Raw genomic sequence first — 13,762 nt, 5'->3', positions numbered from 1 at the left:
CTGCGTCGGGTCGGCAGGCTGCCTCCAGCCTTCCGGCACCGGGGTGGTGGCCGCGAGGGCCGGGTGGTCCCGGCCGCGGGACCACTGGTCCCGGGCGGCCGAGCCGTGACCACCGAACGTCTCCGGGGCGGCCGCGCGGTACGCTGACGGGTTCCGGAGACTCGATCCGATCCGATCCGAACCTGTTCCGTCCTTCCGAAGGAGACACCTCTCGTGGCCAGCCCGACCCAGACGCTGGAGTTCCAGGCGGAGACCCGCCAGCTGTTGCAGCTGGTGATCCACTCGATCTACTCGAACAAGGACATCTTCCTGCGCGAGCTGATCTCCAACGCCTCCGACGCCCTCGACAAACTCCGCCTGGAGTCCCTCACCGACAGCGGCCTCGGGGTCGACACCTCCGACCTGCACATCAGGCTGGACGTCGACCGGGACGCCCGTACCCTGACGGTGCGGGACAACGGCATCGGCATGACCCGTGACGACGTCGTCGACCTGATCGGCACCATCGCCAAGTCCGGCACCGCGAGTCTGCTGGCCAAGATCAAGGAGGCCAAGGACGCGGAGGCGGCGCAGAGCCTGATCGGCCAGTTCGGGGTCGGCTTCTACTCGGCGTTCATGGTCGCGGACAAGGTCGCCCTGCACACCCGCCGGGCCGGCACCGAGCAGGGCACCGTGTGGGAGTCCGACGGTGAGGGCACCTACACGATCGCGGAGGCCGGCGATCTGCCGGTCGGCACGTCGGTCACGCTGCACCTCAAGCCCGCGGACGGCGAGGACGGGCTGGGCGACTACCTGGCCGCGTGGAAGATCCGCCAGATCGTCAAGCAGTACTCGGACTTCATCCGCTGGCCCATCCGGATGGCCGCCGAACCCGCGGGAACCGGCGCTGACTTCGGCACCGAGCCGGGCGCCGAGTCCGGCGCCGAGTCCGGCGCCGAGTCGGGCACCGAGGGCGAAGCCGCGGGTGAGCGCCGGGACGAGCTGGAGACGCTGAACTCGATGAAGGCGCTGTGGGCCCGTCCCCGCAGCGAGGTGACCGAGGCCGAGTACAACGACTTCTACCAGCAGATCAGCCATGACTGGCAGGCCCCGGCCGAGACCGTCCACATGCGCGCCGAGGGCACCTTCGAGTACGAGGCGCTGCTGTTCATCCCCTCGCACGCCCCGTTCGACCTGTTCTCCCGCGACACCAAGCGCGGCGTGCAGCTGTACGTCAAGCGGGTGTTCATCATGGACGACTGCGACGCGCTGATGCCGGACTACCTGCGGTTCGTCAAGGGCGTCGTCGACGCCCACGACCTGTCGCTGAACGTCTCCCGCGAGATCCTGCAGCACGACCGCCAGATCACCGCCGTGCGCCGGCGCCTCGTCAAGAAGGTCCTCGGCGCCCTCAAGGACATGCGGTCCGGCAGGTCCGACGCCTACGCCGCGCTGTGGGAGCAGTTCGGCCGGGTCCTCAAGGAGGGCCTGATCGAGGACCGCGACAACACCGACGCGCTGCTGGAACTGGTCCGCGCCGCCTCGACCGACGACGCGGAGAAGACGACCACGCTGCGTGAGTACGTCGAGCGGATGAAGGACGGCCAGGACACCATCTACTACCTGACCGGCGAGAACCGGGCCATGGTGGAGAACTCCCCGCACATGGAGGCCTTCACCGCCAAGGGCTACGAGGTCCTGATCCTCACCGACCCGGTCGACGAGGTCTGGACCGACCAGATCCCCGCCTTCGACGGCCACCGCTTCCAGTCCATCGCCAAGGGTCAGGTCGACCTCGACGGCGACGACGACGGCGACGCCGGCGACGAGGCGAAGGCCGAGAAGGCCCAGCGCGAGCAGGACTTCGCCGCCCTCCTCGGCTGGCTCCAGAACGCCCTGGCCGACCACGTCAAGCAGGTCCGCCTCTCCACCCGCCTGACCACCTCCGCCGCGTGCCTGGTCGGTGACGCGCACGACCTGACCCCCACCTTGGAGAAGATGTACCGGGCCATGGGTCAGGAACTTCCGCCCGTCAAGCGGATCCTGGAACTCAACCCCACCCACCCCCTCGTCACCGCCCTGCGCCAGGCACACGAGGCGAACGCCGACGACCCCGCGCTCGCGGACACCGCCGAACTCGTCCACGGCAGTGCCCTGCTCGCCGAAGGCGGCGACCTGCCCGACCCGGCCCGTTTCACCCGCCTGCTGACCGACCGCCTCACCCACACCCTGTAACCCCCGCCCGGGGTGCGGCCCGCCCACGCCGACCGGTCCGGCCACGCCGACCGGTCCGGTGGGCCGCACCCCGTGCGTGTGGGCAGCGGGCCCGGCGCGGGCCGGTGCGGTGGCTGGGGTAGCGTTCCTCTGTCCACCAACCGGCCAGCCCCGTCGGGCTCTTGAGCGGAAGCCCCGATGATCGAAGCCAGCTACTCGGCAGCCCCTGCCGTCTTACCCGTGTTCGTCGTCCTTGCCCTGCTGTGCTCGGCCGGAACCGCGTGGTGGGCCCGCCGGAGGGGGGTGCCCGTCGCGCCGGCGGTGCTGTGGGGGTTGAGCCTGGCGGGCGAGGTGGCGGTGACGCTGACGCCGACGGCCGCCGGGTACTCGGGGAGCCCGAGTTGCACGATCGGGCCCGGCAACTGGGTCGAGGCGACGGGCCGGCAGGGGCTGATGAACGTCGCGCTCTACGTCCCACTGGCCTTCTTCGGCGTGTTGCTCTTCCGCAGGCCGGTCACCGTGCTGGCCGGCTGTGCGGTGCTGTCGGCCGTCACCGAGGTCACCCAGACCCTGCTCGGGACCGGACGGGCCTGTGACGGCGCGGACTTCGTCGACAACGCGGCCGGTGCGCTGCTGGGGGCGCTCCTCGCCGCCGGCTGGCTGCTGGCGCGGCGGCGCGGGCTTCCCCGGCCGCGCCGGGACCTCGTCCACGGGCTGGCGCTGGGTGTCGTCGGGCTGGCGGCGGTCGGGCTGGTGGTCCACTTCGGCGTCCGGACGTACCGGGACGCGCCGGGCTTCGCCGCTCGGCCGTCCGACGACATCGTGACGGCGCAGCGGGTGGCGGAGGGCCTCTTCGGCCCGCGCACCCTGGTGAGCACCACCACGACGACCGCCGATCCCGGAGTGCTCCAGCAGATCATGGACGTCACCACCGACCGCGGCAGCTTCCGGATCGAGCAGCCCAGCGGCCGTCTGCTCGCCGCCACCGCGGCGGAGCCGTCCGCGGCCGACGCGCCCGCCCTCACCCCGGAGCAGGTCGTCGCCGCCGGTACAGCCTTCGCCGACACCTGGCTCGCCGACCGGATCGCGGGCCTGACCCCGACCGTCACCCCCGCCGGCCCGAACGGCCCTTCCCGGAAGCTCAGTTACCGCAGCGAGGGGGAGGCCTCCGGGCGGCCGCCGGTGCACGTCGAACTGACCGTGGCCGCCGACGGCCGCATCCTCACCGTCACGTCATAGCCCGCCGCAGGCTCGGTCCGGCCGCAGGCCCCGGTCCGGGCGGAGGCTCAGGCTGGCCGCAGGCTCAGGCCGGGCGCGGGAGGTAGGCCAGGCCGTGGGCGCCCGCCTCGGTGAGCTTGGGGACGGTCAGGCGGGAGACCGGGGTGAGGGTGGCCAGGTCGATGACGTCGACGGTGGAGGAGACGACGCAGGAGACGTAGGCGAGGCCGCCGTCCGGGGAGGAGGTGATGGTGAGCGGGAAGAGACCCACCTCGACGGACCCGATCCGGCGGTGGTCGTCGGCCGCGAACACCGTGAGGCGGCCGGGGCGTTGGCGGCCCAGGGCGGAGTCGGGGTCGGGGATCGTCCGGACCTCGCCGGCCAGCAGCAGGCCGGTCGAGGTGAGGTGGACCGGCAGGGCCGGGGACTCCGTCGGGAGGACCTCCTTGACGGCCGCGGTCGGGACGTCGATGACCCGGATGCCCGGGGCCGCGGCGAGGGACGGGGAGAAGTACGGGCCGGCGGCGTAGACCCGGGTGCCGTCGGGGGAGACGGCCAGGCCCTCGCTGCCGGGGACCTCGACCTTGGCGGTCAGAACGCCCCGTTCGAGGTCCACGACCGAGACGAAGGGCGCCTCCTTGTTGGTGGCGAAGCCGGTCCGGCCGTCCGGGGAGACGGCGAACCAGTGCGGGCCGGGGGCGTCGGTGTCGATCCGGCCGAGCGGGCGACGGGTCTCGGTGTCGATGACCACGACGCCGCCGGGGCGGTCCCGGCCGCCCTCCACACTGACGTAGAGGCGGTGCCGGGCGGCGTCCAACGCCAGTCCGTGCGGCCCGTGTTCGGGGGCGAGGTCGATCACGTCGACGATCCGGCGGGTGTCGGCGTCGATGACGGTCACCTCGGTGCGGCGGCCGCCGTTGGCGTGGTAGTAGCCCGAGTGGTACGCGCTGGTGCACCAGAGCAGCCGCTGGGTCGGGTCGAAGCACAACTCGTGCGGCTCGGCGAGGATCTGGACCGTGTCGAGGAGCCGGTCGGTGGCGGCGTCGAAGAACGACACGGTCGGTCCGCTCTGGCTGACGACGGCGAGGACGTCGCCGGCGCGGGCGGCACGGGAGAGCTGTGACATGAGGACTCCTCGGGAAGGGTGTTTCGCGGTCGGTTCCACCTTCGTCGGCGGCGGCGGGCGGAACAATGCAAGGATCGGCATCGGATAGTTGCCCGAAACGCAAAAACCCAGTTCAGGAGCGTGACATCGATGGATCTCAACCTGCTGAGGGCCCTGGACGCCCTGCTCCAGGAGAACAGTGTGACCCGCGCGGCCGAGCGCCTCGGCACTTCGCCGGCGGCGGTCAGCCGGATGCTGGCCCGGCTGCGCCGCGCCGTCGAGGACCCGCTGCTGGTGCGCGCCGGGCAGGGGCTCGTCCCGACCCCGCGGGCGCTCGAACTGCGGGAGGAGGTGGGCGCGTTGCTGCGCGGATGCGACAGCGTGCTGCGCCCCGGCGCCGGCTTCGACCCCGTGCACCTCGACCGCACCTTCACGGTGCAGGCCGGTGAGCTGATGCTGGCGCGGACGGCCGGCGGCCTCGTCGAACGGGTCCGGGCGCAAGCGCCGCGGGTGGACGTGGTGTTCCTGCCGGAGGCGCTGGAGGACGGACCGGCGCTGCGGCAGGGGCTGGTGGACGTCGAGTTGGGCGTGCTCGGACACGTGGACCCGGAGGTCCGCACCCGGCAGCTGCTGCGCGTTCCGCTGGTCGGCCTCGCCAGGGCGGGCCACCCGCTGTTCGACGGCCGCCGGATCACCGCCCGCCGCTTCGCCGCCGCCGACCACATCGGCGTCTCCCGGCGCGGCAAGCGCCTCGGCCCGATCGACACCGCGCTGACGGCGCTCGGGCTGCGGCGCCGGGTGGCGGTCGTCGTGCCCAGCCACACCGGGGCGATGCTGCTGGCCCGGGACAGCGACCTGGTCACCCTCGTCCCGGCGGACTGGCTGCCGGAGACCGTCGCCGCGCTGGGTCTGCGGACCTTCCCGATCCCGCTCGAACTCGCCCCGCTGGAGCTGGGGATGGCCTGGCACCCGCGCAACTCCGCCGATCCTGGCCACCGCTGGTTCCGCGAGCACGTGGCGGCCGCGGTACTGGGTGCGGGGCCGGGCGCGGACCCGCACGGCACGGCCTGAGCGGGAGGGCGCACGGCGCGCCCCGGCGCGGTCCGGGGCGTAAGGTCGGGATACCCTGCGGGGGTAACAAGAGGCGGTGCTGAGGACGGGAGGCGAAGGATGGCGCGGTCGCGGGCGTTCGGTCCGCCGGTGCCGTGGGCGCCGCGCCTGCTGCTGCTCGCCGCGCTGCTGCTCGGCATCGTGACCATGCACACCCTCGGCCATCCGAGCGGCGGGCACGGCGGCTCCGGTGGCTCCGGCGGGCACGAGGGCCCGGGGACGCACGCCTCCGCGATGCACCCGGCGGGCGCCGTCCACCACGGACCGGCCGCCGAGCCCGTCCGCGACGCCGAGCCCGTCCGCGACGCCGCGTCCGTGGCCGACGCGGCCTCCGCGGCCGACCCCGCCGCCCCCGGCGGCATGGACCCGATGACGGTCTGCCTCGCCGTCCTGGCCGGCTGGACCCTGGTGTTCCTCCTCGCCGGCTCGCTGCCGCGCCACAGCGGTGACGCCGCCGCCGACGTACGGGCCCGGCTGCTGCGGGCCGTACGCGCGCTGCCCCCGCCCGAAGGCGGGCGGATACTCCTCACCCGGCTTTCGGTGCTGCGTCAGTAGGCGCGCGCCCGCCGTTCCGTGCCCGCGCCCGCTCAGGGGCGCCCGCGCGCACATCAACGCGCCCGCTCGCACTCCCGAGCGCCCGCGCGCGGAACGGCCGACGCGACGTCCTGCACACCCACACACCGCACGAGGTGCACTCCGTCATGCGCACACCCACCCGCCGTACCGTCCTCGGCGCCGCGCTCGCCGCCGCCGGGACCGGTCTGCTCACCGCCTGCTCCTCCGACTCGATGAAGGGCATGGACCACGCGTCCATGGGCCACGGCCCCACGAGCGGAGCGACCGCGACCGCCGCCCCGGCCGGCTACCTCGCCCCGAACGGCCCCGAGGTCGCCGCCGCCGAGGCCGCGCGCAACCCGGGCCCGGAGCGCAAGGTCGCGCTCACCGCCACCGAGACCACCCTCGACCTGGGCGGCCGCACCGTCCGCAGCTGGGCGTACGGCGACCGGCTGCCCGGCCAGGAGGTGCGCGCCACCCTCGGCGACACCCTCGCCGTCACCCTGGCCAACCACCTGCCGCAGGCCACCTCGCTGCACTGGCACGGCCTCGCGCTGCGCAACGACATGGACGGCGTCCCGGGCCTGACCCAGGCCGACGTCAGGCCCGGCGCCTCCTTCGAGTACCGCTTCGCGCTCAGCCACCCGGGCACGTACTGGTTCCACCCGCACTCCGGCGTCCAGCAGGACCGCGGCCTGTACGCCCCGCTGATCGTCGAGGACCCGAGGGAGCCGCTCGCGTACGACAGGGAGTGGGTCGTCGTCCTGGACGACTGGGTGGACGGCGTCGACGGCAGCACCCCGGACGCCGTCCTCGCCGAACTCGCCAAGGGCATGGGTGGGATGGAGGGGATGGAGGGCATGGACCACTCGGGCGGCATGGACCACGCGGGCGGCTCCGGGCACGACATGTCCGGGATGCCGGGCACGAACACGGGCGGCGCAGTCGGCACACCCGGCCCGGCCGCCGGCCCGACCCGGATGCTGATGGGTGCCCGGAGCCCGCTGCTGGGCGGCGACGCCGGCGACGTCGCGTATCCGTTCCACCTGGTCAACGGCAGGCTCGCCACCGCGCCCGAGACCTTCACCGCCAAGCCCGGTGACCGGATCCGGATCCGCCTGGTCAACGCCGGCGGCGACACCGCCTACCGGGTCGCCCTCGGCGGCCACGAGCTGACCGTCACCCACACCGACGGCTTCCCGGTCGAACCCGCCACCACCCAGGCGCTGCTGCTCGGCATGGGCGAGCGCTACGACGTGCTGGTCACCGCCAAGGACGGCGCCTTCCCGCTGACCGCGCTGGCCGAGGGCAAGAACGCCACCGCCCTGGCCGTGCTGCGCACCGGCGGCGGCGCCGCGCCCGACGCCGCCGTCCGCCCGGCCGAGCTGGACGGCCGGCTGGTCACCGCCGGGCAGCTCAGGGCCGCCCCGGGCGTCCGGCTGCCCGCCAAGGCGCCGGACCGGACGGTGAAGCTGGAGCTCACCGGCGGGATGGCGAAGGCCGACTGGGCGTTCGACGGCCGCTCGTACGACCCGGCGCGGCGCCACCCGGTGGCGGCGGGCGAGCGGGTGCGGCTGGAGTTCCGCAACAGCACCACCATGTGGCACCCCGTCCACCTGCACGGCCACAGCTTCGCGCTGCCCGGCGACGGCCCGCGCAAGGACACCGCGATCGTGCTGCCGGGCGCCACCCTGGCCGTCGAGTTCGACGCCGACAACCCGGGCCTGTGGATGGTGCACTGCCACAACGTCTACCACGCGGAGACGGGCATGATGACCGTCCTCGGCTACCGGGCCTGACCCTCAAGCTCTCCCCCCCCCGCGGAAATGGTCCCGGGTTTCACCCCGGGAGTGGCCCCGAACCGGCGCAACGGTTCGGGGCCACTCCGTTCGCGGCACCCGACCCACCGCGCCGTGCCACCCCGCCGACCTGCGTGGCCATGACGTTTTCTTAACGCGGGCCGGTAGCGGATTCTTAACGCCCGTCGCATAGCGTGTCGCTCTGCCGTCGCCCGACGGCGTTTTTACGGGGTCTTTAAACAAGAGGTGCAAGGTGGTTTCGTCGGGTTCGACGGAGACGGCGGAGTCGGATGCGCCGTCGGCGCGAATACGCCTCCGCAGCTGGCTGCTGGAGGACGTGACCGCGGAGAAGCCCGCGCAGAACTCCTCGGCGCAGGGCGCCCCCGAGGCGTCGGACGGGGCCGCGGCGGCGGGGGACTCCGCCGCGCCCGCCGCGCAGGGCGGACACGTCGGCCAGCGCTGGTGGCGGGTGATGTGCCTGACCGGCCTGGACTACTTCTCGACGCTCGGCTACCAGCCGGGCATCGCCGCCCTCGCCGCGGGCGTGCTGTCGCCGATCGCCACCATCGTGCTGGTGGTGGTCACCCTGCTGGGCGCGCTGCCGGTCTACCGGCGGGTGGCCAAGGAGAGCCCGCGCGGCGAGGGCTCGATCGCGATGCTGGAGCGGCTGCTGTCGTTCTGGAAGGGCAAGCTGTTCGTCCTCGCGCTGCTCGGCTTCGCGGCCACGGACTTCCTGATCACCATCACGCTGTCCGCCGCCGACGCGAGCGCGCACCTGGTGGAGAACCCCCACCTGACGGGCTTCCTCGGCGGCAAGCAGGTGCTGATCACGCTGGTCCTGGTGGCCCTGCTCGGCGCGGTCTTCCTCAAGGGCTTCAGCGAGGCGATCGGCCTGGCGGTGTTCCTGGTCGGGACGTACCTGGTGCTGAACGTGGTCGTGGTGGCCGTCGGCCTCTGGAAGATCATCGAGGCGCCGCACGTGGTCACCGACTGGACGGACGCGCTGACCGCCCAGCACGGCAACCCGATCGTCATGGTCGGCGTCGCCCTGGTGACCTTCCCGAAGCTGGCGCTCGGCCTGTCCGGCTTCGAGACGGGCGTCGCCGTGATGCCGCACATCAAGGGGGACCCGACCGACACCGAGGCCGACCCGGTCGGCCGGATCCGCGGTACCCGCAAGCTGCTGACCACCGCCGCCGTGATCATGAGCTGCTTCCTGATCACCACCAGCTTCATCACCACGCTGCTCATCCCGGCCGACCAGTTCAAGGCCGGCGGCGACGCCAACGGCCGCGCCCTGGCGTACCTGGCGCACGAGTACCTGGGCGGCGCCTTCGGCAGCGTCTACGACCTCTCCACCATCGCGATCCTCTGGTTCGCCGGCGCCTCCGCGATGGCGGGCATGCTCAACCTGCTGCCCCGCTACCTGCCGCGCTACGGCATGGCCCCGCACTGGGCCCGCGCGGTGCGGCCGATGGTGATCGTGCTGACCCTGATCGGCTTCCTGGTCACCTGGATCTTCGACGCGGACGTGGACGCCCAGGGCGGCGCGTACGCGACCGGCGTGCTGGTGCTGATCAGCTCCGCCGCCATCGCGGTGACCATCGCCGCGTACCGCAAGCGCGAGCGCGGCTGGACCATCGCCTTCGCGGTCATCGCGGCGATCTTCCTCTACACCACCGTGCTGAACGTGCTGGAGCGGCCGGACGGTCTGAAGATCGGCGCCTGCTTCATCGCCGGGATCATCCTGGTCTCGCTGCTCTCCCGGCTGCGCCGCGCCTTCGAGCTGCGCGTCACCAGCGTGGCCATGGACGATGTGGCGGAACGATTCATCAGGGACTACGCGCACCGACCGCTGCGCCTGATCGCCAACGAGCCGAGCCACCGCGACATCGCCGAGTACCGCGACAAGATCCGCCAGATCCGCGCCGACAACGACATCCCCGGCGAGGACGACCTGGTCTTCGTCGAGGTGACCGTCCGCGACGCCTCCGACTTCGAGGCCGAGCTGACCGTGCGCGGCGAGGTGCTGCACGGCCGCTACCGGGTGCTCACCCTGGAGAGCTCCAGCATCCCGAACGCGCTCGCCGCCCTGGCGCTGAACATCCGGGACCGCACCGGGCAGCAGCCGCACCTCTACTTCGAGTGGACCGAGGGCAGCCCCTTCGCCCAGTTCCTGCGGTTCTTCCTGTTCGGACAGGGCGAGGTCGCGCCGGTCACCCGCGAGGTGCTGCGCGAGGCCGAGCCGGACCGCTCGCGCCGCCCGCGCGTCCACGTCGGCTGACGTCCGTCCGGAGGCCGGTCGCACGACGGCCCGTCCGCTCCGAGTGAGCGGGCGGGCCGTCGGCGTTCCCCCGGGGGGCAACAGGGCGCCGCCCGCGCCGGGGCGGGCGCGGGCGGCGGGTCGGTGGGGTCGGGTGGTCGGTGGGGTCGGGTAGGGGTCGACGGATTCAGGAGGGGGTCAGGAAGGGAGGTCGAGGACCATGCCGGGCTGGATGAGGTCCGGGTCCTCGCCGATGGTGTCGCGGTTGAGTTCGAAGAGCGCGGGCCAGCCGCCGGGGACGTCCAGGTTCTCGGCGAGTTCGCCGAGGGTGTCGTACCGGCGGACGGTCCAGGTGCCGTCCTCCGACACGGTCGAGGTCCGGGCGGCCGCCGGGGGCGGCTTGACGGCCTCGTGGCCCTGGCCGCGGGGGGCGCGGGGGACACGGGCGCCGCAGACGGGCCAGGGGGAGAGGCCGCGGCGGTCGGCGAGGTGCTGGGCGACGGCGATCTGCTGCTCGCGGGTGGCGAGGTCGGCACGCGGTGCGTAGGCGAGGCCGCCGTTCTCCCGCCACGTGGGCTGGTCGAACTGGAGGCCGCCGTAGTAGCCGTTGCCGGTGTTGATGCGCCAGTTGCCGTTGCTCTCGCAGGACGCCACGCGGTCCCAGTCGTACGAGCCGCCGCCCGACTTCCCGGGGTCGGACCCGGTGTCGCGGCCCGGTGGCGCGGCGTGGGCCGCTGGGGCGGCGAGGGCCACGGAGAGGGCGCAGAGCGCGGTCGGGACGATACGGCGTAGACGGGCGGTGGGAGGCATGCGCGGCTCACAGACTCGGGGACAAGGACCCGCACCGTCCGCGGACGGCGCACTCCCACCCATGCACGCCGGACGGGGTGTTCCGGCGCCGACACGTCCGACAGGTCACCCGCACGGCCGCCCTGGACCACCCCGGCGGCCCGCGGCTGATCGGCCGTCACCCTCGCGGTCCGCCACCGACCCGCAGTGGCCCGGACGTTCTCGAAGAAGGGTGCGGACGATGACGATCGATCAGGGCGCCGCGCGGGCCGGGTCGGGCGTGATCGGCGGCTCGGGGCTGTAGGCGCCGCTGGACCACGTCACCGAGCCGCGGGTCACCCACGCGGAGGTGCCGGAGGTCTTCGCGGGGAACGTCGACCGGCTGCGCGCGGTGCTGTTCAAGGCGCTGGAGAGCCCGCCCGCCGAGCGGGACCGCGTCTGCTCGCACGCCCTGGACGGAGTCTCCACCGGCCTGCCGGGCGTCCGCCGAGGACTCCCCGACGGCGTCCCCCGGCCGGCGGCCACCGTTCAGGTGCTGATGGCGACTGTTCAGGTGCCGACGGCCACCGGCAGCTCGGCGAGGCGCCACTCCAGCATGCCGTCGTTGAGCCGGACCGCCCGCAGGCCGCGGGCGGTGAGCAGGCGGACGGCGTCGTAGGCCAGCACGCAGTACTCGCCGCGGCAGTAGACGACGACCTCGGTGTCCGCGGGCAGCTCGTCCAGCCGTTCGGCCAGCTCGTCGACCGGGATGGAGAGCGCGCCGGGGATGTGCCCGGCCAGGTACTCCTCGGCCGGGCGGACGTCCAGCACGACCACCTCGCCGGTCTCGGCGCGGGCGCGCAGCTCCTCGGTGTCGACCTCCCGCGCGCCGTCCTCGCCGAGGTAGGCGTCCAGCGCGGGCGGCACCGCGGCCTGGTGGCGCTCGGCGACCCTGCGCAGCAGGGCGAGCAGCTCGCCGACGTCCGGGCCGGAGAGCCGGTAGTGGATCCGGACGCCCTCGCGGCGGGTGGCGACGAAACCGGCCTGCTTGAGCGCCTGGAGGTGGGCGGAGGCGGTGGTCAGGTTCAGCCCGGCCGCCTTGGCCAGCGCGTCCACGGTGCGCTCGCCCTGGGCGAGCAGGTCGAGCAGCTCCAGGCGCTTTCCGCTGGCCAGGGCCTTGCCGCTGGCCGCGAACGCGTCGTACAGCTGTGCCTTCGCCTCGCTCTTGGCCATCTTGGTCACCGCTTCCTCCAGAGTTCCATGGAGTATTGTACCGAGGCCTTTATCCATAAATCCATGGAATATTGTTGACGCTGCCGGTCGCTGCGACCGAGCACACGACGCACACCGGAAGCACCCGTCATCGACGGACTCACGCAGGAGAACCGATGAGCACCACGACCCCCGAAGCGCCCGCCCGGGTGGCCGCCCGACCGGTCCGGCTGGGCCTGCGGGAGAACCGGCTCCAGTTCTCCCTGCTGGTCGTGGTCACCGCCACCGTCGGCGGCCTGGTCGGGCTGGAGCGCACCACCGTGCCGCTGATCGGCTCCGAGGTCTTCCACCTCACCAGCGACCTCGCGGTCTTCTCCTTCATCATCGCGTTCGGCGTCACCAAGGCCCTCACCAACCTCGCCGCCGGCGCCCTGACCGCCCGCTTCCGCCGCAAGCAGCTGCTCGTCGCGGGCTGGCTCATCGGCGTCCCCGTCCCGTTCGCCCTCGCCTGGGCACCCTCCTGGGGCTGGATCGTGGCCGCCAACGTGCTGCTCGGCATCAACCAGGGCCTCACCTGGTCGATGACCGTCAACATGAAGATCGACCTGGTCGGCCCGGCCCGGCGCGGACTCGCCACCGGCCTCAACGAGGCGGCCGGCTACGCCTCGCTCGGCGCGACGGCCCTGGTCACCGGCTACCTCGCCACCTCGTACGGGCTGCGGCCGACGCCCGAGCTGATCGGCGCCGTCTTCGTCGTCGCCGGCCTCGCGCTCTCCCTGGCCGTCCGCGACACGGCGGCGCACGTCGCGCTGGAACTCGCCCGGCACCCCACGCCCGACGGTGACGGACCGCGCCCCGGCCTCTGGCAGACCTTCGCGCACACCTCCTGGCGGGACCGCTCGCTGCGCGGCGCCAGCCAGGCCGGCCTGGTCAACAACCTCAACGACGGCCTCACCTGGGGCGTCTTCCCGCTGCTGTTCACCGACCACGGGCTCGGCCTGGCCGCGGTCGGCCTGATCAAGGGGCTCTACCCGCTGCTCTGGGGCTTCGGCCAGATCCCCACCGGCCACCTGGCCGACCGGATCGGCCGCAAGCCGCTGATCGTCGCCGGCATGCTGGTGCAGGCCGCCGGCCTCGCCCTGGCCCTGGTGCTGCTCGACCGTCCGCTGCTGGCCGGCATCGTCTCGGCGGTGCTGCTCGGGCTCGGCACCGCCATGGTCTACCCGGCGCTGATCGCCGCCGTCTCCGACCACGCCCACCCGAGCCGCCGGGCCAACGCGCTCGGCACCTACCGGTTCTGGCGCGACATCGGCTACGCGGCCGGCGCCCTGCTCGCCGGAGTGCTCGCCGACGCGCTCGGCCTGAGCGCCACCATCGTGGCGGCGGCCGTCCTCACGGCGGCCTCCGGGCTGCTCGCCGCCCGGCTGATCCGCGAGCGGGCCGCACACTGATGCGCAATCCCGGGGCCAACTTCCGTTTGCCAAAAGCGAATTCGATCGCGAAATCGAGGACATCGGGCCTCTTGTCAAAGGTTAGGGA

Annotated in this window: 11 protein-coding genes; 7 read left to right on the top strand and 4 right to left on the bottom strand. The window is 73.3% G+C overall.

Annotation, left to right across the window (positions count from 1 at the left end; genetic code table 11):
* Positions 1-213 precede the first annotated feature (213 nt).
* Positions 214-2,214 carry a molecular chaperone HtpG gene (gene htpG / locus ACGF13_RS28280; protein ID WP_392880248.1) on the top strand — a complete coding sequence of 667 codons (2,001 nt, stop codon included), beginning with the start codon at positions 214-216 and terminating at the stop codon, positions 2,212-2,214.
* Between the two features lie 282 nt (positions 2,215-2,496).
* A complete protein-coding gene (locus tag ACGF13_RS28275) occupies positions 2,497-3,432 on the top strand; it encodes a VanZ family protein (RefSeq protein WP_392880246.1) in 936 nt (311 codons plus the stop codon).
* 64 nt (positions 3,433-3,496) lie between these two features.
* Here the strand turns inward: ACGF13_RS28275 and ACGF13_RS28270 are convergent, their stop codons facing one another.
* Positions 3,497-4,537, bottom strand: a complete 1,041-nt coding sequence (locus ACGF13_RS28270; protein WP_392880244.1) for a YncE family protein — start codon at positions 4,535-4,537, stop codon at positions 3,497-3,499.
* A 129-nt stretch (positions 4,538-4,666) separates the two neighbouring features.
* On the opposite strand from ACGF13_RS28270, the gene ACGF13_RS28265 reads away from it, so the two are divergent.
* The 4 genes from ACGF13_RS28265 (at position 4,667) to ACGF13_RS28250 (ending at position 10,264) form a co-directional block, all read left to right on the top strand.
* Complete coding sequence (locus tag ACGF13_RS28265) at positions 4,667-5,587, top strand: LysR family transcriptional regulator (RefSeq protein WP_392880242.1); 921 nt, start codon at positions 4,667-4,669, stop codon at positions 5,585-5,587.
* Between the two features lie 99 nt (positions 5,588-5,686).
* Positions 5,687-6,181 carry a hypothetical protein gene (locus ACGF13_RS28260; RefSeq protein ID WP_392880239.1) on the top strand — a complete coding sequence of 165 codons (495 nt, stop codon included), beginning with the start codon at positions 5,687-5,689 and terminating at the stop codon, positions 6,179-6,181.
* Positions 6,182-6,327: 146 nt separating this feature from the next.
* Positions 6,328-7,980, top strand: coding sequence for a multicopper oxidase family protein (locus ACGF13_RS28255; RefSeq protein ID WP_392880237.1), 1,653 nt, complete (start codon positions 6,328-6,330; stop codon positions 7,978-7,980).
* 472 nt (positions 7,981-8,452) lie between these two features.
* Positions 8,453-10,264 (top strand): amino acid transporter, encoded by a 1,812-nt coding sequence (locus ACGF13_RS28250; protein WP_392880297.1) that lies wholly within the window; start codon positions 8,453-8,455, stop codon positions 10,262-10,264.
* Positions 10,265-10,441: 177 nt separating this feature from the next.
* Here ACGF13_RS28250 and ACGF13_RS28245 read toward each other — a convergent pair whose 3' ends face one another.
* The 3 genes from ACGF13_RS28245 to ACGF13_RS28235 form a co-directional block, all read right to left on the bottom strand.
* Positions 10,442-11,053, bottom strand: coding sequence for a transglycosylase family protein (locus ACGF13_RS28245; protein ID WP_392880234.1), 612 nt, complete (start codon positions 11,051-11,053; stop codon positions 10,442-10,444).
* Between the two features lie 231 nt (positions 11,054-11,284).
* Positions 11,285-11,434, bottom strand: a complete 150-nt coding sequence (locus ACGF13_RS28240) for a hypothetical protein (protein ID WP_392880231.1) — start codon at positions 11,432-11,434, stop codon at positions 11,285-11,287.
* 147 nt (positions 11,435-11,581) lie between these two features.
* Positions 11,582-12,244 (bottom strand): ArsR/SmtB family transcription factor, encoded by a 663-nt coding sequence (locus ACGF13_RS28235; RefSeq protein ID WP_392880295.1) that lies wholly within the window; start codon positions 12,242-12,244, stop codon positions 11,582-11,584.
* 155 nt (positions 12,245-12,399) lie between these two features.
* On the opposite strand from ACGF13_RS28235, the gene ACGF13_RS28230 reads away from it, so the two are divergent.
* Positions 12,400-13,674: an MFS transporter gene (locus ACGF13_RS28230; protein ID WP_392880228.1), complete on the top strand. Its 1,275-nt coding sequence runs from the start codon at positions 12,400-12,402 to the stop codon at positions 13,672-13,674.
* Positions 13,675-13,762 lie beyond the last annotated feature (88 nt).

It is taken from the genome of Kitasatospora sp. NPDC048286, assembly GCF_043201735.1.
In the GTDB taxonomy this organism is placed as follows: domain Bacteria; phylum Actinomycetota; class Actinomycetes; order Streptomycetales; family Streptomycetaceae; genus Kitasatospora.
This window is presented reverse-complemented; position numbering and strand designations above follow the sequence as displayed.

Coding starts and splice junctions, on each gene's coding strand:
- ACGF13_RS28270 (WP_392880244.1), bottom strand. CDS start 4,537: ATGTCACAGCTCTCCCGTGCCGCCCGCGCCGGCGACGTCCTCGCCGTC.
- ACGF13_RS28265 (WP_392880242.1), top strand. CDS start 4,667: ATGGATCTCAACCTGCTGAGGGCCCTGGACGCCCTGCTCCAGGAGAAC.
- ACGF13_RS28260 (WP_392880239.1), top strand. CDS start 5,687: ATGGCGCGGTCGCGGGCGTTCGGTCCGCCGGTGCCGTGGGCGCCGCGC.
- ACGF13_RS28255 (WP_392880237.1), top strand. CDS start 6,328: ATGCGCACACCCACCCGCCGTACCGTCCTCGGCGCCGCGCTCGCCGCC.
- ACGF13_RS28250 (WP_392880297.1), top strand. CDS start 8,453: ATGTGCCTGACCGGCCTGGACTACTTCTCGACGCTCGGCTACCAGCCG.
- ACGF13_RS28245 (WP_392880234.1), bottom strand. CDS start 11,053: ATGCCTCCCACCGCCCGTCTACGCCGTATCGTCCCGACCGCGCTCTGC.
- ACGF13_RS28235 (WP_392880295.1), bottom strand. CDS start 12,244: ATGGCCAAGAGCGAGGCGAAGGCACAGCTGTACGACGCGTTCGCGGCC.
- ACGF13_RS28230 (WP_392880228.1), top strand. CDS start 12,400: ATGAGCACCACGACCCCCGAAGCGCCCGCCCGGGTGGCCGCCCGACCG.